Genomic DNA, 22167 nt, shown 5'->3' on the forward strand with positions numbered 1-22167 from the left:
AAACAAACAATAAACTAAATAATACCAACATCATGAAAAACATAGCAGTAATTGGCGCAGGTACTATGGGCAATGGTATTGCACATACATTTGCACAAAGCGGCTTTAGCGTAAAACTTATTGATATATCCGAAAAATCGTTAGATAAAGGCATGGCTACTATAGCTGCTAACCTTGACAGAATGGTAGCTAAGGGTAAAATAACCGAAGAGGACAAACACAATACTATTGGTAATATTATTACCTATACCGATATTAAAGATGGTGTTTTAAATACTGACCTTGTTGTAGAGGCTGCCACTGAAAACGTAGATTTAAAACTGAAAATATTTAAAGATCTTAATGATTTTTGCGACGAAAAAACCATTTTGGCAACCAATACGTCATCCATATCCATAACGCAAATTGCTGCTGTTACTACAAGGCAAGATAAAGTTATTGGGATGCACTTTATGAACCCTGTACCTATTATGAAGCTGGTAGAAATTATTAGAGGCTACAATACCTCTGATGAAGTTACCAAAACCATTATGGAATTATCAGAAAAACTGGGCAAAGTACCTGTAGAGGTTAACGATTACCCTGGTTTTGTGGCAAACAGAATATTAATGCCAATGATTAACGAAGCTATAGAAACACTATATAACGGCGTAGCAGGTGTTTATGAAATAGATACCGTTATGAAACTTGGTATGGCACACCCAATGGGACCTTTACAACTTGCCGATTTTATTGGTTTAGATGTATGCCTGTCAATACTAAACGTAATGTACGATGGTTTTAAAAACCCAAAATATGCACCATGCCCGCTATTGGTAAACATGGTACAGGCAGGCAAACTTGGTGTAAAATCTGGCGAAGGTTTTTATGATTATTCCGAAAGCAAAAAAGCTGAAAAAGTAGCCTACAAAAAGTAATTAGCAATTATTACTTGCTAGTACAAATTAATAAAACAAAAAATCCCTCTAAACCTGTTTTCGGCTTTAGAGGGCTATTTCAACTATGGCAAAAATAGTTCCTTTTAAAGCCGTACGACCTACCCGCGATAAGGTAAGTTTAGTAACGTCACGCTCTTACGATGAGTATAGCCCGGCAGAGCTTGCCTCGCAACTAGAGTACAACCCCTTTTCTTTTCTACATATTTTAAATCCAGCTTATGTAAACCTGCAAAAAATATCGACTAATACGCGATTTAAAGCAGTACATTTAAAATATGAAGAGTTTAAAGAGGCACAAGTTTTAAAAAAGGAAACAGAAAATGTATTATTTCTGTACGAAATAGAAAGTAAACATAATACCTACACAGGCATAATTGCAGGAGCATCTATAGCCGATTACAGGAATAACGTCATTAAAAAACATGAAGATACATTATCCTATCGGGTAGAGTATTTTAAAGACTATTTGTACGAAACAGGGTTTAATACCGAACCCGTACTCATAACCTATCCAGACCAGCCTGCCTTACAAGATTGGATAGTTAAACGAAAACAGAAACGTCCTTTGTACCTGTTTTCATCGCCCAATAAGGATAAACACACCCTTTGGCGTATAAAAGACCCTGCTGAAATTGCTTGGTTACAACAACAATTTAAAGGTATTAATAGCCTTTACATTGCCGATGGTCATCATCGCTCGGCTTCAGCCAATATGCTATACGAACAAGAAAAAAGTAGTGGCAACGAGAATTTAAATCACTTTATGAGCTTTTTAATACCCGAAAGCGATTTAAAAATTTACGAGTACAACCGTATAATTCATGACCTGAACAAACTAAGCAAAACAGAATTTTTAGACGCACTAAGCAAAGACTTTACAGTTAAAAATCGTAAGCAGGAATTATGGAAACCCGACAGAAAGTTTAGTTTTGGTATGTACCTCGATGGCGAATTTTATGCCCTACATCTTAAAGAAACCAATTTTAGTACCGTTTACGAAGCACTAGATGCGCGAATATTATACGATAAAGTACTCCGACCCCTACTCGGGATTATAGATTTACGTAATGATGAACGTATTGAATACATACCCGGTAGTCGCCCTATAACCAACATTAAAAAAATGGTAGACGAAAGTGAGTTTGAAGTTGGTTTTATGCTTTGCCCTCCTACTATTGCAGAAATCAAAAATTTGGCAGATAATAGTTTAATTATGCCACCCAAAAGCACCTATATAGAGCCAAAGTTAAGAAACGGACTAGTCGTGTATGAAATTACGCCCGATTCATAATTACAAACTTCATACAACTGTACTAAAAAAAGTTATGCCAATAAAAGATAATCTACATACTATAAAATCATCATTGCCCGAAAATGTTACCCTTGTAGCCGTTTCCAAAACCAAACCCGTAGCCAACCTTATGGAAGCCTACAATGCAGGGCAGCGTGTATTTGGCGAAAACAAAATACAGGAAATGACCGAAAAGTGGGAGCAAATGCCAAAAGATATTGCCTGGCACATGATAGGGCATGTACAAACCAATAAGGTAAAATACATGGCACCCTATGTAAGTTTAATACATGGTGTAGATAGCCTTAAATTACTTAAAGAAATAAATAAGCAAGCCAAAAAATGCAACAGGGTTGTTAATTGCCTATTACAAATGCACATTGCCGAAGAAGAAACCAAATTTGGTATGGATACGGATGAGTTAGAAGCACTTATAAATTCAGATGAATTTAAAAGCTTTAAAAATGTAAATGTTGTAGGTCTTATGGGTATGGCTACATTTACCGACAACCAAGAGCAAGTAAAAAAAGAGTTCCTGCACCTCAAATCATTATTTGATGAGCTAAATTGTAAACCTGCAACATCAAACTTTGAACCCCAAATTTTAAGCATGGGCATGAGCGGAGATTATAAAATAGCTGTTAACTGTGGTAGTACTATGGTGCGTATTGGCAGCAGTATTTTTGGTAGCCGCAAATAATTAGTCGTAAATACAGTACAAATCATGCATATTATGAATAATTGTCTCTTTATTCGTATATTTGATATTAACGATTTATGAGAAACAACATTTTGAACTTTTACGATAAAAATTCCACCTTCGGGTTTTAAAGTATGTATGCAATACTTGATATAGAAACCACAGGAGGACAATATAATGAGGAGGGTATAACGGAAATTGCCATTTATAAGTATGACGGGCACGAAGTAATAGACCAATTTATAAGCCTTGTTAACCCCGAAAAACCCATACAACCTTTTGTGGTAAAACTTACAGGCATTAACAATGCCATGCTGCAAAGTGCTCCCAAATTTTACGATATAGCAAAACGCATTGTAGAAATTACTGAGGGCTGCATTATTGTGGCACATAATGCACAGTTTGACTACAGAATACTCCGTACCGAGTTTGAACGATTGGGCTATAAGTACGAAAGGCAATCGCTTTGTACCGTAGAGTTATCGCAAAAACTAATGCCCGAGCAAAAATCACACAGTCTAGGTAAATTGGTTCGTGCGCTAGGCATACCCATGAGCGACAGGCATCGTGCCACGGGTGATGCATTAGCTACAGTACAACTCTTTAAAATGCTATTGGCTAAAGATGTTGAAAAAGAAATTATAAAAAGCCTCATAAAATCAAATAAAAAACTCGATATACAACCTAAACTTTTTGATTTATTAACTGATATTCCGTCGATTACTGGATTGTACTATATGTATAAAGAAAATGGCGATCTAATATACATCGGTAAGAGTAATAACATTAAAAAAAGGCTCAACCAGCACTTTACCAGTACAGCCCGAAAAGCAAAACGGCTGCAACGCGATGTATTTACCATAAGTTACGAGGAAACAGGTAGCGAGCTTATAGCTTTGCTTAAAGAGTGCCAAGAAATTAAAGTTAATAAACCATCGCAAAACCGCGCTTTAAAAAGAACTGTTTTTCCATGCTCGTTATATGCCGAGAAAAACGAGGATGGGTATTTATGCCTTGCGGTTAAAAAAACAGATGGGCGCAAAAAAGAGATTTTATCATTTACTAGTACTAACGAGGCAAAAAATATCTTGTTTAAAATAACAGATAAGTACAAGCTGTGCCAAAAGTTGAGTGGATTGGATAGTAGTGCAAAATCAACATGCTTTCCGTACAAAATGGGCGAATGTTACGGTGCTTGCGCAGGTGGCGAACCACCAACAGAGTACAACAAACGTGTTACTGAGTTTATTAACTACAACAGTTTTAATCATCAAAACATGATTATTATTGATAAAGGCAGAGCGGTAGATGAACGTAGCGCAGTACTGATAGAAAAAGGCGTTTACAAAGGCTATGCATTCTTTAATCTTAATTATCAAGTAACCAATCCTGATGTATTAAAAAATATTCTTGTTCCGATGGAGCATAACAGAGACATAAAAAACATCATACAAGGCTACATCCGAAGAAAACGAGCCTTAAAAATAATACGATTCTAAAAAGTTGTAGTAATTTTGGAGCTAATAGCATTTTAGCACATACAAGCAAATATGTCTGGAAATTTCAGAAAAAAACTTCACGAAATAATATACGAAGCCGATACACCTGCAGGAAAACTGTTTGATGTAGTATTGCTATTGCTTATATTAATAAGTGTAGTAACCGTAATGCTAGAGAGCGTAGCCAGTATTGCAGCAGTATATGGTGAAGAGCTCAATATTATAGAGTGGATTGTTACCATATTTTTTACCATAGAGTATATTGCCCGAATTGCATCGGTAAAAAAACCAGCAGCTTATATTTTTAGCTTTTACGGCGTAATCGACTTACTTTCTACACTACCCAAATACGTCGATTTGTTATTCCCAGGGCTAGGCTTCCTACTCTCAATACGGGCTTTACGCCTGTTAAGGGTTTTCAGGATATTAAAACTAATGCATTTTGTAGGCGCATCCAACCAGTTACTAACAGCCCTGAGCAAAAGCAGGATAAAAATAGCCGTATTTTTATTCGGTGTAATTATACTCTGTGTAATTATGGGCACTTTAATGTATATTATTGAAGGACCTGAAAGCGGATTTGTAAACATACCCATAAGTATTTACTGGACTATTGTTACCCTTACCACCGTTGGTTTTGGCGATATTACCCCCGTAACACCGTTTGGGCAATTCATGTCGGCAGTAATTATGATATTGGGGTACGGTATAATTGCTGTTCCTACAGGTTTAGTTACCGCTCAATTTATGCAGGACAGTACCCAAAAAAGTACACAAGTGTGTCGCGTGTGCAATGCCGACCATCATAAGGACAAAGCTAAATATTGCTACAACTGTGGTAACAATCTCAATAAATAATAAAGATGAGTAAAAACTCCTCTAAAAAACAGCTAATAACCGTTGTTGGTCCTACCGCTATAGGTAAAACAGCTATGGCAATACAAATAGCCCAGCATTTTAATTGCCCTATACTTTCGGCTGATAGCAGACAGTTTTTTAAAGAGATGCGTATTGGTACAGCGGTGCCTAGCGAGGAAGAGCTGCAAGCAGCCAAACATTATTTTGTACAAAACATTAGTATTTTTGACACCTATACTGTAGGCGATTTTGAGCGCGATGCTATTGCGTTACTTGACGAATTGTACAAGAACCACGATACAGTAGTACTAGTAGGTGGCTCTGGGCTTTATATTGATGCCGTATTAAAAGGGTTTGACGATTTCCCAGATGTTAAAAGTGGGGTTCGGGAAGAACTTGTAACACAATACAATCTACACGGAATATCGTACCTACAACAAGAATTACAACGATTAGACCCCGAACATTATAAAAACGTAGCCAAAGAGAACCCGCAACGCTTAATGCGTGCCCTAGAGGTGTGTATTAGTGCTGGCAAGCCGTATTCGTCGTTCTTAAACATTAAAAAAAATAGCCGCAACTTTACCCCAATAATTGTAGGGTTGGAGGCGGAACGCGAAGTTATGTACAGCCGTATTAATAAACGTGTTGCTATAATGGTTGATGCGGGGCTTATTGATGAAGCTAAAACAGTATACCCACACAAACACCTTAACGCATTACAAACTGTAGGTTACCGAGAGTTATTTAGCTATTTTGATGGAGAGCAATCGCTTGATTTTGCCATAGAAGAAATAAAAAAGAATACCCGACGTTTTGCTAAAAGACAAATAACGTGGTTTAAACGTAACGAAGCTACAAAATGGTTTAATTTTAAAACGCCACACAATATTGTTATTAATTATATAAAGGAACAATTGTAATGCCTATAGCACCCGATTTTAAATCGATTCATTCTGTAGAATGGGAAGTCAACTTTTTACAATGCAACCCCAATGGTTACCTAAAACAAACAGAGCTTTGTAATTTATTGCAACTTACAGCCGCTGCACACTCCGAAACGGGGGGCATGAGTTTTACCGAAATGCAGCAACACAACCAAGCATGGGTACTAAGCAGAATGCGTGTAGAGATTGAAAAAATGCCACAATGGAGGGATGTAGTTACCATAAAAACATGGATAACCGATTTACATGGTTCGCGCTCCATAAGGGCATTGGAGGTGTGGTTAAATAACGAAAAAATTATTGGTGCAGTAACATACTGGGTAGTTTTTAATACAAAGCTCCGAAAATCTGAAGGCTTGGCACTACCCCACGACCATTTGGAAAAATATCCTGAGAAATTAGCTACCGAGACGCCTTTTGCAAGACTCGACTTAAATAAAGAGGTAAAAGCTATTAGCGAGAGAACAGTAGCTCTATCTGATTTGGATATTGTATTCCATGTTAATAACGTAAAGTACTTGGAGTGGTGTTTGGACGCTGTAGACTACAAACTATTATTACGCCAGCAACTAAAAAGTTTTGACATGAATTTTCTGCGAGAATTAAAGCTAAACGATGATGTTGTATTACATACTACAACCGAAGATGAAGATAAATCGACATTTTTTAAAGTAACAAAAAACGACAAACCTAGTTTTGCTTTAGCACTTAACTGGAAATAATAATACATAAAAAAACAGCCGTTTAAAGAGTATAAAATAGCTGTTTTTTTATAGTAACGTATTACGTGTTTTACTTAAGAAGCTTTATTTTTTATTACCAAACGGAAACCTTCGCCATGAATGTTTAGTATCTCTACATCTTCATCTGGTTTTAGGTACTTTCTGAGCTTGGCAATATATACATCCATACTTCTTGATGTAAAGTAATTGTCGTCTCTCCAAATTTTGGTAAGTGCAAGCTCTCTGGGCATCAAATCGTTTTCGTGTAATGCCAACATTTTAAGCAATTCGTTTTCTTTTGGCGATAGCTTTACAGGCTCCTCATTCTCAAAAGTTAAAAATCGTAGTTTAGAGTTTAAATGGAATTTACCTATTTGGAACTCAAACTTCGTGTTATCCGTTTTAGTTTCCGATGCTTTACGCTGAATAATTGCTTTAATTTTCATAAGCAATACTTCAGAGTCAAAAGGCTTGTTAAGGTAATCATCCGCACCCACTTTATATCCTTTTAACACATCCTCTTTCATGGATTTTGCTGTAAGAAAAATAATTGGCACTTCTTTATTCTTTTCTCTAATCTCCTTTGCAAGTGTATAACCATCTTTATACGGCATCATCACGTCAAGGATACAAAGATCAAAATTGTCTTTTTTAAATTTCTCAAAGCCTTCCATTCCGTTTTTTGCCAACGTAACGTCAAAATCATTAATTAACAGATAATCTTTTAGTACAGCTCCAAAATTTGGATCATCTTCTACTAAAAGAATCTTTTTGTTTACTTCTTCCATATTTTTAATTTATTAGATGCATTTTTATTATAAAGGTACTACCTTTTCCTTTTTCACTTTCTACGTATATATTGGCATTATGGTCTTCTATAACTCTTTTTACGTAAGCAAGACCCAAACCATGTCCTTTCACATTGTGTAAATCGCCTGTGTGTTCTCTGTAAAACTTCTCAAAAATTCGCTTCTGCGTATTTTTAGACATTCCTAAGCCGTTGTCCTTAATTTTTATTAATATGAAATCTTTTACATTTTCCGTATGTATCTCTATAACGGGTTCATCAGGAGAATATTTTATAGCATTATCTAAAATATTAACTAAAACATTCGTAAAGTGCATATCATTTAACAATGCTGTTGTACGTCTTGCCTCAAATTTACGAATTAATTTGCCTTGTCGGGCTTCAATAATTAAGTTAACATGTTCAATAGCATCTTCTATAATCTCATGAACATCAGCCTGATCCTTATTTATATCTAACTCTTTTTTATCTAATTTCGATATCTGTAACACGTTTTCTACCTGCGAGTGCATGCGTTTGTTCTCGTCACGAATCATTTTTAAATAACGTTGCACTTTTTCTGGATCACCAAATATTTTTGGATTTTTAATGGCATCTAATGCCAAGTTTATGGTAGCAATAGGTGTTTTAAACTCGTGCGTCATGTTATTAATAAAGTCTGTTTTAATTTCAGATATCTGTTTTTGCTTTATTAATTGATTAATAGCACTAAGATACGCAATGATTATAATTAATGTAAAAATTAGTGATAACGAAGTTATACCTAAAATGGACGAAAATATAAATGTTTTCTTTTTAGGAAATGTTATTAATAATCTGTAACCCGATTTACCATCAATATCAGTATAAATGGGATGTTGGAAAGATATACCTTGCTCCCATTTAAATTTTGAAGAACGTAGTTTTGTGGCAAGCCCGTTTTTGTAAATAGCAAACTCAAAAGGTGTTTTTACACCGCTTTGAGAAAGTTCCGACCTTAGTATCTCATTTAACCAAGGCTTGGAAACTCTGGTTTCTAATGGGTTAAAATCTCTAAAATCTTTAATGTACAACTGGAACTGGTAACGTTGCCAAACCTGCATATCTCTGGTTCTGGAGGATTCGGTATCGGTATCATTACTATTGTTGCCTAATGGTATAGGATTGTCCATATCACTATCTAAATACCCTCCTACCCTATCTCTATCAAAAAACAGATTATAATCGCGTTGGCTCATATTATCAGAATAGATAATATTTTGCCCTTTAATATTTTTTCTTCTAGAATTATAATAGTAGGGTAACATATCCTCTCTGGATGGGGCTTCTCCCAAACTATCTTTAGAGATATTATAGAGTCGCAAGAATTTTAAACCGTCGTTTTCTTGGAGTTTATTGGCTACTTTACCAAGTACTTGCTGAATATGAAATTTAAATTGTTCTTCGTTATTTTTAATCGAAGAATTAACCCAATATAGCTGTACTAATATAATACCCATCAACGATAGGCTCATAAAAAATACAAGCAAACGAAACCTAGTCTTGTTCATCAAAACAAAATTAAGATTTTAACAATTAACGCTTAAAAATATTAACCAAACATTAACAACTACCCAAAATATTACATATTTTTCAGAGTATTATAAATAGCATGTGCTTTTTGTTTTGCATCGTCCAATACAATATTATCAATAACAAAATCGCTCATTTGCCTTTTCTTCTCATCATCCCATTGGTTATTCATTCGCTTTACTACTTCTTCTTCAGTGCTACCATCTCTGCTTATAACACGCTGAATACGTAGTGCTTTGGGAGCAGTTACTAGTATTATTTTATCGCAATTTTTATAGCTGCCACTTTCAAACAAAATGGCTGCTTCCTTTATAACAAACAAATGGTTGTTTTTACTAGTAAGCCAACTGTTAAAATGTTCTGCTACTTTTGGGTGTATAATGGTATTGAGCTGTTGTAACTTTTCGGGATTATTAAAAACCAATGCTGCCAACTTTTTCCTATCGGGTATACCATCTGTTAGTACATCAGTACCAAAAGCAGTTGTTATGGCAGCAACTACACTTGGAATATATAGTATTTTTTTAGCTTCTTCGTCAGCTATGTACACGGGTACGCCTAACGAAGCAAAATAGTTTGCTATGGTAGTTTTACCGCTACCAATACCACCAGTAAGCCCTATAATTTTTGTTTTCATTTTTTAAAGAATAATTCTGGAAATGCTTGTTCTGGTTGTGCAGATAGCATATGTACTTTTATAAACGATGCCATATACCCCACACCGTAACCGTAAAACTGTATGCAAGTAGCTATTAGGCTTAATATACCTATTTTAAGACTTTTGTTTTGAAGAGTAGCTAGGACTAATAATACAGTAAAATAAAAAGCATACGCATACAGTAGCGATTTTACCCCAAATACTGCTATGAGTATAGCAAAAACAAAGCCTAGTATAAATAATGATGGAAATAAAAAGGTTACTTTTTTATACTCAGGATGCCATTTATCTAGTATTGGACGGGCTTTACCAAATTTATTTACTTGTTTGTAAAACTTCTGCCAATCTATTCTTCGTTTATGGTACACGTAACAGTTTGTAAAGAGTTTTGTTTGGTAGCCCAGTTTCCAAAGCCTAATAGAAAGGTCGGGGTCTTCGCCAGGGTGTATATTACCAAAACCGCCTGAGGCTTGAAATGCTTTTTTAGAGATACCCATATTAAAGCTCCTGGGCTGAAATTTTTCTATTTTCTCGGATTTTCCTCTTATGCCTCCTGTTGTTAAAAAAGAGGTCATGGTAAAATTAATTGCTTTTTGTACATCACTAAAACTATCTAGCGCGGCATCTGGACCTCCAAAACAATCAACGTAGGTGTGCGTTAAACTTTGGTTTATGTTACTTAGGTAATTTGATGGTATAATGCAATCGGAATCTAATATTATAAAATAATCTCCATTTGCATGTTGCATCCCGTAGTTTCTGGAGTCGCCCGGTCCTGAATTTTCTTTGTAATAATAGGATATTGATAGTGTATTTTGATACTTGGATACTATAGTATCGCATCGGATAGTTGAACCATCTTCTATAATTACCACTTCGTATTCCGATGTATAGGTTTGCTTTGTTAAACTCTCTAACAGTTCATCTATCTCATCAGGACGGTTATAAACGGGTATAATTAGCGAAAAGCGCATTTATAATAATTTTAAACAAAGTTACTCTTTATACAATAAAAAAAGCTACCAAAATGATAGCTTATACATAAAAAAAGAACCGATGGCTCTCACCATCGGTTCAGATAATTAAACTAATAATTACAACTATTGTTTTTTGACCACTTTAATTGTTTTTACAGTTTTGTCAGCGTTAATGGTTACTATATAAGTTCCATCTGATAGTGCCGACATATCTAGTTTTGCATCAGTTGTGTTAGGTTGCTTAACCATAACTTGTTGTCCTAACATGTTGAATACTGATACAGATGTAATGTCTGAAGAATGTTGTATTGTAAGTACATCCTTAACAGGGTTTGGATAGTAGTTGAACGAATTGATATCGAAAATACCATCTGATAGTAATCCTGTTACAGTTACTGCAAGACTAACTACACCTGTACAACCGTTTATTGTTTGTGTAGCGTAGTAAGTTGATCCTTCTTCCACTACAGACTCGCTTGTTAATGGGTTAGTACCATCTATAGCATCTTGTGCTGTTGGATACCAAACAACGTCGGTTCCTGTTACATCAAGGTTTGCTATAACTGGTGCATCACCAGCATATGCTACTATTTGCTCTGTTGCTCCATCTGGTGCTGGTGTATCACAAAGTACATTAAGTACACCGTTTACGTACATTACACCGTCCCATGTGTTACCACCTTGCTCGTTGTAACCTCCATACATGTATGAACCTTCGTGTAGCTGAACTCTTGATGCATAGTAGTATGTACCTGGCTCAAGGTTTGCTCCTATTTCGGCTACGTACTCATCATTGTTACCTGATTGGATATTGAATGTTGTTGGTATCCAAGTATCCCAAGTAGATGGGTCTGTATTTTCTGTGCTAACCCCTATCCAAGCGGTTACACCAAAACCTGGTCCTGTACCTTCTGTTACTCCTGCTTCGTAAGCCTGCACATAAATCATTGCTGATTGTGCAATTGAAACAGTTACTTCGCCTGGGTATTGTAGGTTAACGTAGTCTATAGCAGGTGCGTTAACGGTAGCCATAACAGCAAGTCTGTCTTGGCTTTCGCAATCGTTCATGGTTTGCGATGCGTAATACATCATGCCATCTACAAGCATATCGGTAGCCGCAAGCATTGCTCCATCAACTTCAGCATCATACCACTGAATGTTTTCTCCCATTGCCATAAGGTCTGCTACTGTAGCTCCGTCTTCAAAAGTTTGTTCTGCATCGCCCATAGGAGCAGCAGTTACATTTATAGTTACTGTTACTGCAGTTCTTGTTAAACTTTCGCAGTCTATTGTTTGCGAAGCATAATATGTCATTCCATCTACAAGTGCATCGGTATCTGCAAGCATTGCGCCGTCAACCTCAGCATCATACCATTGTATGTTTTCTCCCATTACAACAAGGTCTGCAATAGTACCTGCATCACAAACTGCTTGGTTAGCATCTGCCATTGGTGCCATTGTACCACATGTAACTGTTAACATTCCGCTCACGTAATCAACACCGTCCCAGAACGATCCGCCATCGGCACTATAACCACCGTAGCTGTATGGTCCTTGTAGGTACTGGAATCTTGAAGCATAGTAATATGTACCTGGCTCTAAGCCCTCGCCTATTTCTGCCATAAACTCATCATTGTTACCAACTTGCGTATTAAACGCCATCGGTACCCAGTTTGTCCATGTAGACGGATCAGTATCTTCTGTACTAACGGCTATCCATGCGCTTACTCCTATACCTGGTCCTGCACCTGGTGTAACACCTGGCTCATACCCTTGTGCATAGGCTGTACCTGTAGTTCCTTCTACAATCTCCATCATCGGAGGCCATTGTAGGTTTACCCAATCCATTTCTGGAATTGTTACCATAACAGCAAGTCTGTTACCACTTTCACAACCATCAAGAGTTTGTGTAGCGTAGTACATTCCTGACGATAAATCGTCTGTTGCAGCTAATGCTGTACCGCCTGTTGCAACGTTGTACCATTGTATATCGGTACCCATTGCTACTAAATCAGCAACTGTTGCTGCTGTTGTAAAGTTAGCTTCGGCATCTCCTGTTGGAGCTGGTGTAAAGGTAATGTTTAGTGTAGCAGTATCAGATGCTGGACATCCAAGATCTGTAGTTACTGTAGCAGTATAGGTTACTGTGGCCATTGGCATTGCATATACTGTTTGCATACCTGTACCTGTATAAGGTATAGTAGCCTCAGCATCTTCGTAAAGCCCTTCTATTGGCGACCATACGTAATCTACAGCGTTCTGACCGCCTGTAACCATTACATTATAATCTTCCCACTCACCATAACCTGTATGTCCGCAAGCATCGGCATCTGCAGGTACTGCATTATATCTACATCCTACACGCATTCTTGTAAGTCCGTTAAATGCAGTAGTAGAAATTGTAACCGAACCTGTAAACTCGTCAGTACCTGATGAGCCTGAATCATAAACGCTTTCATCAGTAGTAAACTCACCGTCCATGTTATAATCTATCCATATGCGGAAACCTTGTCCGAATATTCCTCCTGCATCGACTGTAAGATCGTATGTTTCTCCTGCTTCAACATTAGCTGTTAAATCACTATAATAAGTATAATCTGTTACTGCATCACCAGAATCATTATTTTCGATATCTGCAAAAGAGAAACTTCCAATGTAATCTCCTGATGCACCTGTATTACCTACTGTTGGAACACAATAATCTATTGGTATTATAGATGTTCCACCTTCTGCCATAAGTGCTATTGCTTCACCGAAACAAGCATCGGTAGTTTCTGGCGTAACGGTTACAGGGTCTGGAACAGGGTTTACATTTACTATATAATCTACCATTACAACACAACTTCCTGCTGATTGTGATGCTGTTAATGTAAACGTAGTAGTTTCTGATGGTGAAAATGTGTACCCATCAGTTGCATTACCTGTAACACTATCGGATGGCGACCATTCGTACACATCAAAATCAGCAGCTCCTGCAGTAATTGTTACTAGTTCTGTGTCGTTTCCATCACAAATAGTGGTTTCTGTACCGCTTAACGTTAATGTTGCTGGTGTTGTTACTTCAAACACATCTGTAGTAGTATCTGTACCACCAACTGTTGTTACGGCTACTGTTCCTGAAATTCCTGCTGCTACGTTAGCCACAATTTCAGTATCTGTATTGGTATCTATTGTTATTGCTTCTCCCCCTATTTCGAGTGTAGCATTACCTAAACCTGTACCTGTTATGGTAATATCGCCATCGGCAGCACAGTATGATGCTGGTGTAAACTCAGTAATAACGGGTGCTGGTGGCATTACGATGTTTATAGAATAATCTTCGTAACTACCATAAGAACCTGTATAACATGGTGTACCACCACTGTTATTATCTGTTCCACCTATTCGTACTCTGTGCGAACCTACTAAACCTGCATCTGCTGGAATGGCAAACGAACCTGTAAGTATGGTTGGGTTATCACTTTCCGAAAGTCCTGTATATACTAATTCTCCATCATCATCAAAATCAGTATCATCATTCCAGTCTATCCATATTTTTGTTCCGTACGTATAACCTGTACCATAAGTAATAGCAAAGTCTACCGTAGCGCCTACAAATGCATCTGTAGATTGTGCACTATAGTCTGCATAGTTTCCTGCTTCTGCATCTGTTGCATTACTTATAGTTCCCATGTCTACATTTATAATACCATCATTGTCTACACTAGTAGGTGCAGGTGTACAATAGCTTGTAACGAATGATGATGGTCCTGCCCATGGGCTAAGATCAGTGTCCGAACATGCCGAGCGTACCCATACATAATATTCTGTATCTTGTGTAAGTCCTGTCAAATCTGCTGTAAGCACACCAGCAGCAACATCGCCAGTAGCAATAGTAGCTCCTGTTGGTTCAGTAGCATCAGTACTTATATAATATTCGTAACCGTTTGCTGGTAAATCTGTAGATTCATTCCAAACCACGTTTCCGCTTGTAAAAGAGGTTGTTGTAGCAACAACTCCAGTAACAGGCTCACACGTTGGCGTTAATGTTACAGATATGTCATCTACAAATAATCTGTTTTGATTTGCTGCAGAATAAGCATTGAAACCTATATAGTATACACCCGTAGTTGTTGGTGTAAAATCTACAAAAGTTGTAGTTGGCGAAGCGGAACTAATATCTGGATGATCTGCAAGCTCTGTTAGCATTGCTGCTGCACCAGCCGATGTACCGTAAGATACTCTTAGTTTTTCGGTATAAAAAGTAAAATCGTTACCGTAAGTATATGATAATCGGTACGAAGTTCCTGCTGTTAAGTTAAGCCCTTGTAGGTAAAACCATGCATTTGCAGCGTTACTACTGTTGTATTGGTATCTAAAAGTAGTATCTGTAAAACCATAACCTGGATTGGTAACGGTTGTCCAGTTATTACCTAATCCTGCATTTTCTGTTATAATGCAAGCTGGTACACCTGGTGTTGTAGCCGATTCTACATCCTGCATGTAAGGTACATCTGTAGCATCACATAATGTTGTAAATGATGTTGATGCTGACCATGAACTTACTGAACCTGCGCCACAGTTACTTCTTATCCATACGTAGTATGTTGTATTGGATGTTAACCCTGCGATATTTGCAGATACATCTCCTGAAGCAGCTGTACCTGTAGCCACTGTAGCCTCTACTGGTGTAGTGTTTGAGGTGCTATGGTAGTACTCGTAACCATCTGTTGCTGCTGCAACAGCATCCCAAGCAATATCAGCATCGTTAGTACCCATTGTTGTTACTGCTAAACCAGATGGAGCAAGGCATGACGCAACAGCTCCTTCAAATTCAATTCTTGCTAATGTTGAAGTTAGCGTACCTGTTGGCGGGGCAGCAGGGTCTGGGTTAGTACCATCACTGAAATAGAAAAGTCCAGTATTAGAGTTACCAGAGTACGAACCAAAATTAGCAGTACATGAGTATCCTGGTACATTCTCATCTATTGCAATAATTAGGTTACTTGTTCCATCGTAATTAAATGGAACTGTAAAAGTGATTTCAAACCACTCACCCGCCACTGGAGTAATTGCTCCAGAATAAACTTCTGTAAGGTTTGCTAAATCTTCCCAATCTGTAGTTGATGAAAACTCTGTTTTGGTAGTATGACCTAAATATACAGTCCACTCATTCCAGTTAGCCAAGTTAGTACCTCCAGAGTTATAAAAGTAGCTTACTTTAGTAATGTCTCCAGCTACACCGCCACTAGTAGCAAATTCTGAAGCTTGAATAATTTGTTGGCTATAAGTATAGTTATAGCACGAATAGATGGGCACTCGGTTTGCCGAGGTAGCACTACCTGAACCAATACCAATAGTACCTTGTGCAGATACCGCCGTAATGGAAAGTAGGGTAAAAAGGGTTAAATAGCTCAAGAGCCAGCGTTTCGAATTTTTCCCATAATCCGAAGCACTTCTTAAAAAAGTAGTGTTTTTCATATTATAATAGTTATAAATTATTGTTAATAAAGTTATGAAATTTATACATATAACAATTATTTTAACATAATTTAAAAGTATTATAAATTAATTTTTAATTAAAATCAACTTTTAGTCGTTATTAATGAAAGATTTATAACAAAATACCATATAATTCGCTTTATGTTAAATTATAGTTAACAATATATTTTTAATGTGATTTAAAAAGTGATTTAAAATCGACTGATATTCCAAAAAAAGCATAAAAAAAGCCCTGAGAATATTCTCAGGGCTTTTAAAGTTATTTTATGCTGCTGATTTTTCAGCAAACCATAAGCTTATATTATTGCTTCTTAACTATTTTAATAGTTTCAACAATATTACCTGCTGTTATAGTAACAAGGTATGTTCCGTCTGACAGTGAAGTCATATCCAGTTTTACCTCGCTTGTATTAGGTTGCTCAGCCATTACTTGCTGTCCGAGTAAGTTAAATACTGCTACAGATGTTATTTCTGAATTGTAAGATACAGTTAAAACATCTTTTACAGGGTTTGGATAGAAAGAGAACTTATTACGATTAAAATCGTTACTACTTAATATTACCTCCATTGTTACTGCAAGTACTGCATCACTCTCACAACCATTAAGGGTCTGTGTAGCATAGTATGTTGTACCATTTGTAATTCCTGTTGTAATAGGTAGTGGATTTTCTCCTACTATAGCATCTGCCTCTGTAGCATACCATATTACATTATCGCCAGTAACTACAATATCTTCGATAGTTGCGTTAGCAGGGCTGTTTTCAGTAATACTTTGGTTAGCATCACCTGTTGGGGCGGCGGTAACGTTTATGGTTACGGCTACTTCTGTTCTATCTGTACTTTCACATCCGTCTATGGTTTGTGATGCGTAGTAACTTGTTCCGTCTACTAAAGCAGTTTCAGCCGTTAGTAAGTTACCGTCTGTTGCGGCATCGTACCATTGGATGTTATCGCCTGTTGCCATTAAATCGGCTACGGTTCCTGCGTTACAAAGGGTTACTGTGGCGGCATCTACTGTTGGGGCAGCGGTAACGTTTATGGTTACGGCTACTTCTGTTCTGTCTGTGCTTTCACATCCGTCTATGGTTTGTGATGCGTAGTAACTTGTTCCGTCTACTAAAGCAGTTTCAGCCGTTAGTAAGTTACCGTCTGTTGCGGCATCGTACCATTGGATGTTATCGCCTGTTGCCATTAAATCGGCTACGGTTCCTGCGTTACAAAGGGTTACTGTGGCGGCATCTACTGTTGGGGCAGCGGTAACGTTTATGGTTACGGCTACTTCTGTTCTGTCTGTGCTTTCACATCCGTCTATGGTTTGTGATGCGTAGTAACTTGTTCCGTCTACTAAAGCGGTTTCAGCCGTTAATAGGTTACCGTCTGTGGCGGCATCGTACCATTGGATGTTATCGCCTGTTGCCATTAACTCGGCTACGATTCCTGCATTACAAAGGGTTACTGTGGCGGCATCTACTGTTGGGGCAGCGGTAACGTTTATGGTTACGGCTACTTCTGTTCTGTCTGTGCTTTCACATCCGTCTATGGTTTGTGATGCGTAGTAACTTGTTCCGTCTACTAAAGCAGTTTCAGCCGTTAATAGGTTACCGTCTGTGGCGGCATCGTACCATTGGATGTTATCGCCTGTTGCCATTAAATCGGCTACGGTTCCTGCATTACAAAGGGTTACTGTGGCGGCATCTACTGTTGGGGCGGCTGTTTCTGTTACAGTAACTTCTACTGTATTACTTACAGCGCATCCTGCTTCTGAAGTAGCTGTAACAGTATATGTAGTTGTAGCAATATCAGCTGATTTAAAGTATACCATAGTAGCAGGTGTACCTTCGGTATAAGCTACTGTTGCATCTTCATCTGTATATAGGTTATCTATAGGTAACCATGTTACATCTGTTGAACCAGAAATACTAAATGTTACGTTTAATCTTTTTGTGGAAACGATACCATCGGTAGCATCTAAATCATCATAGTTGTATATCGTAGTATTGTTACCAAGATCTGTATAATACGTTTCTGCATTATATAAATCATCATCTCCCGAATGCGATACACTTATTACTATATTAGAAGTTCCGTCCCACTCAAATGGAGTATCAAATGTTACTGTATTTACACCAACTGCATGGGTATATGTAGCAGGATTGAATACTGTTGTAAAGCCAGTTTCGTCTAGGTAGTTATCATCTGGGAATTCATCCAGTATAGTAGTTCCCATTTTTACCGTATAATCGTCATTCGTTGCAGAATCTCCTATTTCAATAATATCATATCCTATGGCTATTATTGTACCTGCTCCTAAGCCCACAGCCTCTAAATCGGCAGCTGTATAAATAGTTTGGCTCTTATAGGTTTCTCTTCTGTTACTAAATGCTGTTAGTTCTTCGGTATCATCTGTTGTATTAGTTCCGTCACCTACAGTAGCTACTCCTCCTAGTGTTCCACCTGTAATTTCTAATGGTAAAACTGTATCTACACATGCAGTGGCTGGAGAGTCTATTACAATTGCAGATGGTAAAGGATTAACAGTAACGGTAACTTCTGCTTCTGTTACACATCCAGATACAGCATCGGTAGCTGTAACAGTATACGTAGTAGTAACCGTTGGTGTTACGGTTTGTATAGCACCATCTAGGTTACCTGGCATCCAGTTATAAGTATAATCTGTATTAGCACTTGTTACAGTAAGCTCAGAACTTTCGCCTGGGCAAATTGAATCGTCATCAGATACTGTAATTTCTGGTGCATCAGTTACTGTAGCAACTACTGGTACTCTAGGTCCTGCGCATATACCATTATAGTTCCAGTTATAGAAGTAATAGTACGTAGTGTTAATTATTCCGCTAACATACCCATCCGTTACAGAGGCTACTGTACCTACTGCGTAAGGATACCCTCCTAAAGCTAATTCTCTTACCATAGATGGTCCTGAAACAGCTACAATTCTTAAATCTTCGCCAGCAGGAATATCCCAACCTAAATTAACCGTAAATACAACTGGATTAGAACTGTTACCTGCAGGAACTGCAACAGATGCTGATAATAACTCATCGCCATCACTATTTTGAAGCTCCAATTCTAATGTTCCAGCACTTGAACTTGTTAAATAAATATCTACGGAGTTAAGTGTAAATGAAGAAAAGGCATCGAATACAAGACCGTAGTTAGAGGCTGAAGTGTTTGATGTAGATGTTGTAGAAGCTCTTGCGCCACCACTGGTAGGTGCACCCACTTCTTCTGCTACTACATAGTAGGTAGTTGTTTCGTTAATTTCTTCTGAAGTGAAAGACTCACCTGTTGCCAAAACATCTCCACCCATCATATCTGCATACCAAGATATTGTTCCTCCATCGGCAGTTGCCAAAAGGTTAACAGTACCCTGACCGCAAATGGTAGCTGGCGTAGTTGTTACAATTTCTGGATAATCACATAATGTAGCAAAAGTAACCGCTTCTGTCCAGTCGCTAAACGATCCTCCACAGTTTGTTCTAACAAATATATAGTAATCTGTAGATGGCGTTAAACCACTAACATCAGCACTTAAATCGGTAGTAGCTGTACCTGCACCTGCTGGTGTAGTATTGGTATCCGAAACTACATACTCGTATCCTGTAGGAACTCCTACTGCAGGTGCTTGCCAAGATATTGATGCACTATTTTTGGTAATATTGGCAACCGTAGTACTTACTGTTGGTACATCACATAATGGTACTTCTTCTATTACGATGTTACCAATGTGGAAATCGTAATCTGGAGAATCATCATCAGGACCATCTGTAGCTTGGAAAGCTATTTGTATTGTTTGCCCCGTATACGCATTTAGTAATATCTCAAAATCAGTAAGTGTATTACTTAAATCAGTAGTTGTAGTGGCATCAAAAGTATATAACGATGTCCATGTTTGACCACACTCATCAGTAGATATCAATACATTTACTTCATCATCAGTATCTTGCATGCCATTAGGATCTGCACTCGATGAGTTATAATTGGTTATAGCAGCTTGGAAATTCAACCTAGAATCTTCAGTAAGTACTATTTTAGGGCTAATAATCCACTCGTTTCTATTATCTGTATATAAGTTTATTCTTGCAGTAGTATTGCCACCTAGTATTGTAGCACTTCTCCAAGTTGAGCTTGTTCCAGCAGGGTTTGCAGCTACTGGCACATCACCATCATCAGTGTCAACGCTAGCTTCGTACCACCCGTCAATAACAGTACTAAGGTTAGCCCCTGTAAAGCCATCAAAATCATTCTCTACAGGTAGAGCTACTGCTGTAGCAGGACCTGTTGTAACTGTAGCATCGTTTGTGCTTGCATCAGTATTAAAGTACACATCATAAGGGTCAGAGCCACAACGGTTGTATTCGTATACTTTTATATAGTACGTAGTATTACAGCTTAATCCTGAAACAGTAACCGAAGTACTTGTACCGTCGTAAACCAGTTGTTCTCCTGCACCATTGTACTCATTGTTATCATCAAACGCTGCAACGCCGTTAGCCGAAGTAGGATCTGTTACAAGTACTGTGCTTAGTAATACGTAACGTCTGCCACCATTACCATTAGTCCAGTTTATTGTTAACGAAGTTACACCTACATTCGTAACTTCAACATCAGAAACTTGAGTTGTAGGTGCTATTTGATTGTCAATAGTTACTGCATCAGTAAATACCGTTTCGGCACTACCTGAACAAGTAACACTCATTCTGTACTGTATCGATGTTCCATCGAATTCGGCTGGAGTAAAACTAGCTGTATCCGCACCCGAACCATCAGTTACATCTGTCCAATCTGTACCGTTTAAAGATTCTTGCCATTGGTACGATATGCCTGGTACTAATGGGCTAGCATCACTAACGCTAATTGCTGATGGTGTACTGCCATTACATACGTAACGCATGGTATCTCCATTTACAGTACCAGCAAGCGGTGTACCTGCACACGGTGCGGGTGGCAGCCAAGTATATGTTAAACCACTAGTAAAACCGTCTGCTCCATTAAAAACTGCTTTGGAAGATGAAGAAACGTCAGAACCCGTTACAAGTGTTGGGGTATCCCAAGATGTACCAGCGGCTACTGTAAGTGCCAATGCACTACCTATTGCACTTTTAATACCTACTTGTGGCTGGTATGAACTTGAAGCAGCATAAGGGGGTGTACCATCGTAAACAAACTGAATATTACCAGTAACAGTATTTAGCCTTACCTGCATATTAAAAGACTCTGCCCTAGCATATCTTCTAAAATTAGTCCATTGTATAACCATTTCATCGCCCACCATTTCGGTACGTATTTCGGCAAGTCCGTTGGCTCCTTCTTCAAGGTCTGCCGAAAACGGAGCTAAAAATACATTACCGCCTGTAGATGAACTCAATACAGTATAATTGGTAGTAGAGGGTGAACTTGTACCTAATCCTACTTGACCATTACTAGTTACATAGAAGTTATCATAAGACGTTCCTGCAAAAAGAAAAGGTGCAGGAAACGTTTGCTGCGGAGAGGTGTACGAATCTAAATTCGGCGTACCATCCGTAGACGAGTTAATTACAGTACCCCCTGTAATGGGTACGTAAGTTCCGTTAGATTGCTGAAAGGAATACAATGTTGCCTGCGCATACCCTACGGTGACGGCACAAAGCATCAATCCAATCAATAGTGTAATTTTTTTCATATAATTTTATAATTTGATTAAGAGTGATTAAAAATAGGATTAATATGATTATTA

The 22167-nt window shown here is 37.8% G+C and carries 13 protein-coding genes; 7 read left to right on the forward strand and 6 right to left on the reverse strand.

Annotated features, from left to right (window positions below; translation table 11 throughout):
• Positions 1-32: 32 nt before the first annotated feature.
• From K1I41_RS10950 to K1I41_RS10980, 7 genes are all read left to right on the forward strand, one after another.
• A complete protein-coding gene (locus K1I41_RS10950; RefSeq protein WP_220640383.1) occupies positions 33-917 on the forward strand; it encodes a 3-hydroxyacyl-CoA dehydrogenase family protein in 885 nt (294 codons plus the stop codon).
• 85 nt (positions 918-1002) lie between these two features.
• Positions 1003-2229 (forward strand): DUF1015 domain-containing protein, encoded by a 1227-nt coding sequence (locus tag K1I41_RS10955; RefSeq protein ID WP_220640384.1) that lies wholly within the window; start codon positions 1003-1005, stop codon positions 2227-2229.
• A 34-nt stretch (positions 2230-2263) separates the two neighbouring features.
• The gene (locus K1I41_RS10960) at positions 2264-2929 is read left to right on the forward strand and encodes a YggS family pyridoxal phosphate-dependent enzyme (protein ID WP_220640385.1); all 666 of its coding nucleotides are present in this window, start codon (positions 2264-2266) and stop codon (positions 2927-2929) included.
• 134 nt (positions 2930-3063) lie between these two features.
• Complete coding sequence (locus K1I41_RS10965) at positions 3064-4428, forward strand: exonuclease domain-containing protein (protein ID WP_220640386.1); 1365 nt, start codon at positions 3064-3066, stop codon at positions 4426-4428.
• A gap of 51 nt (positions 4429-4479) precedes the next feature.
• A complete protein-coding gene (locus K1I41_RS10970) occupies positions 4480-5286 on the forward strand; it encodes an ion transporter (RefSeq protein WP_220640387.1) in 807 nt (268 codons plus the stop codon).
• Positions 5287-5291: 5 nt separating this feature from the next.
• The gene (gene miaA, locus K1I41_RS10975; protein ID WP_220640388.1) at positions 5292-6209 is read left to right on the forward strand and encodes a tRNA (adenosine(37)-N6)-dimethylallyltransferase MiaA; all 918 of its coding nucleotides are present in this window, start codon (positions 5292-5294) and stop codon (positions 6207-6209) included.
• Positions 6209-6955, forward strand: coding sequence for an acyl-[acyl-carrier-protein] thioesterase (locus K1I41_RS10980; protein ID WP_220640389.1), 747 nt, complete (start codon positions 6209-6211; stop codon positions 6953-6955). The genes miaA and K1I41_RS10980 overlap by 1 nt, the downstream gene beginning before the upstream one ends.
• Positions 6956-7029: 74 nt before the next feature.
• Here the strand turns inward: K1I41_RS10980 and K1I41_RS10985 are convergent, their stop codons facing one another.
• The 6 genes from K1I41_RS10985 to K1I41_RS11010 form a co-directional block, all read right to left on the reverse strand.
• Entirely contained in the window at positions 7030-7743 is a 714-nt protein-coding gene (locus tag K1I41_RS10985) for a response regulator transcription factor (protein ID WP_220640390.1), read from the reverse strand.
• Between the two features lie 4 nt (positions 7744-7747).
• On the reverse strand, positions 7748-9292 hold the full coding sequence (locus tag K1I41_RS10990; RefSeq protein WP_220640391.1) for a sensor histidine kinase: 1545 nt from the start codon (positions 9290-9292) through the stop codon (positions 7748-7750).
• 71 nt (positions 9293-9363) lie between these two features.
• Positions 9364-9951: a dephospho-CoA kinase gene (coaE, locus tag K1I41_RS10995; RefSeq protein ID WP_220640392.1), complete on the reverse strand. Its 588-nt coding sequence runs from the start codon at positions 9949-9951 to the stop codon at positions 9364-9366.
• A complete protein-coding gene (locus tag K1I41_RS11000) occupies positions 9948-10946 on the reverse strand; it encodes a glycosyltransferase family 2 protein (RefSeq protein WP_220640393.1) in 999 nt (332 codons plus the stop codon). The genes coaE and K1I41_RS11000 overlap by 4 nt, the downstream gene beginning before the upstream one ends.
• A gap of 126 nt (positions 10947-11072) precedes the next feature.
• Positions 11073-16409, reverse strand: coding sequence for a GEVED domain-containing protein (locus K1I41_RS11005; protein WP_220640394.1), 5337 nt, complete (start codon positions 16407-16409; stop codon positions 11073-11075).
• A gap of 322 nt (positions 16410-16731) precedes the next feature.
• Positions 16732-22113: an Ig-like domain-containing protein gene (locus K1I41_RS11010; RefSeq protein WP_220640395.1), complete on the reverse strand. Its 5382-nt coding sequence runs from the start codon at positions 22111-22113 to the stop codon at positions 16732-16734.
• Positions 22114-22167 lie beyond the last annotated feature (54 nt).

The sequence above is a fragment of the Flavobacterium litorale genome (assembly GCF_019613795.1).
GTDB classification, from domain to species: Bacteria; Bacteroidota; Bacteroidia; order Flavobacteriales; family Flavobacteriaceae; genus Flavobacterium; species Flavobacterium litorale.

Excerpts from the sequence above, each read along its gene's own strand:
- K1I41_RS10970 (WP_220640387.1), top strand. The coding sequence starts at position 4,480 with ATGTCTGGAAATTTCAGAAAAAAACTTCACGAAATAATATACGAAGCC.
- K1I41_RS10990 (WP_220640391.1), bottom strand. The coding sequence starts at position 9,292 with ATGAACAAGACTAGGTTTCGTTTGCTTGTATTTTTTATGAGCCTATCG.
- K1I41_RS10955 (WP_220640384.1), top strand. The coding sequence starts at position 1,003 with ATGGCAAAAATAGTTCCTTTTAAAGCCGTACGACCTACCCGCGATAAG.
- K1I41_RS10950 (WP_220640383.1), top strand. The coding sequence starts at position 33 with ATGAAAAACATAGCAGTAATTGGCGCAGGTACTATGGGCAATGGTATT.
- K1I41_RS10965 (WP_220640386.1), top strand. The coding sequence starts at position 3,064 with ATGTATGCAATACTTGATATAGAAACCACAGGAGGACAATATAATGAG.
- coaE (WP_220640392.1), bottom strand. The coding sequence starts at position 9,951 with ATGAAAACAAAAATTATAGGGCTTACTGGTGGTATTGGTAGCGGTAAA.
- K1I41_RS11005 (WP_220640394.1), bottom strand. The coding sequence starts at position 16,409 with ATGAAAAACACTACTTTTTTAAGAAGTGCTTCGGATTATGGGAAAAAT.
- K1I41_RS11000 (WP_220640393.1), bottom strand. The coding sequence starts at position 10,946 with ATGCGCTTTTCGCTAATTATACCCGTTTATAACCGTCCTGATGAGATA.
- K1I41_RS10985 (WP_220640390.1), bottom strand. The coding sequence starts at position 7,743 with ATGGAAGAAGTAAACAAAAAGATTCTTTTAGTAGAAGATGATCCAAAT.
- K1I41_RS10980 (WP_220640389.1), top strand. The coding sequence starts at position 6,209 with ATGCCTATAGCACCCGATTTTAAATCGATTCATTCTGTAGAATGGGAA.
- K1I41_RS11010 (WP_220640395.1), bottom strand. The coding sequence starts at position 22,113 with ATGAAAAAAATTACACTATTGATTGGATTGATGCTTTGTGCCGTCACC.
- K1I41_RS10960 (WP_220640385.1), top strand. The coding sequence starts at position 2,264 with ATGCCAATAAAAGATAATCTACATACTATAAAATCATCATTGCCCGAA.
- miaA (WP_220640388.1), top strand. The coding sequence starts at position 5,292 with ATGAGTAAAAACTCCTCTAAAAAACAGCTAATAACCGTTGTTGGTCCT.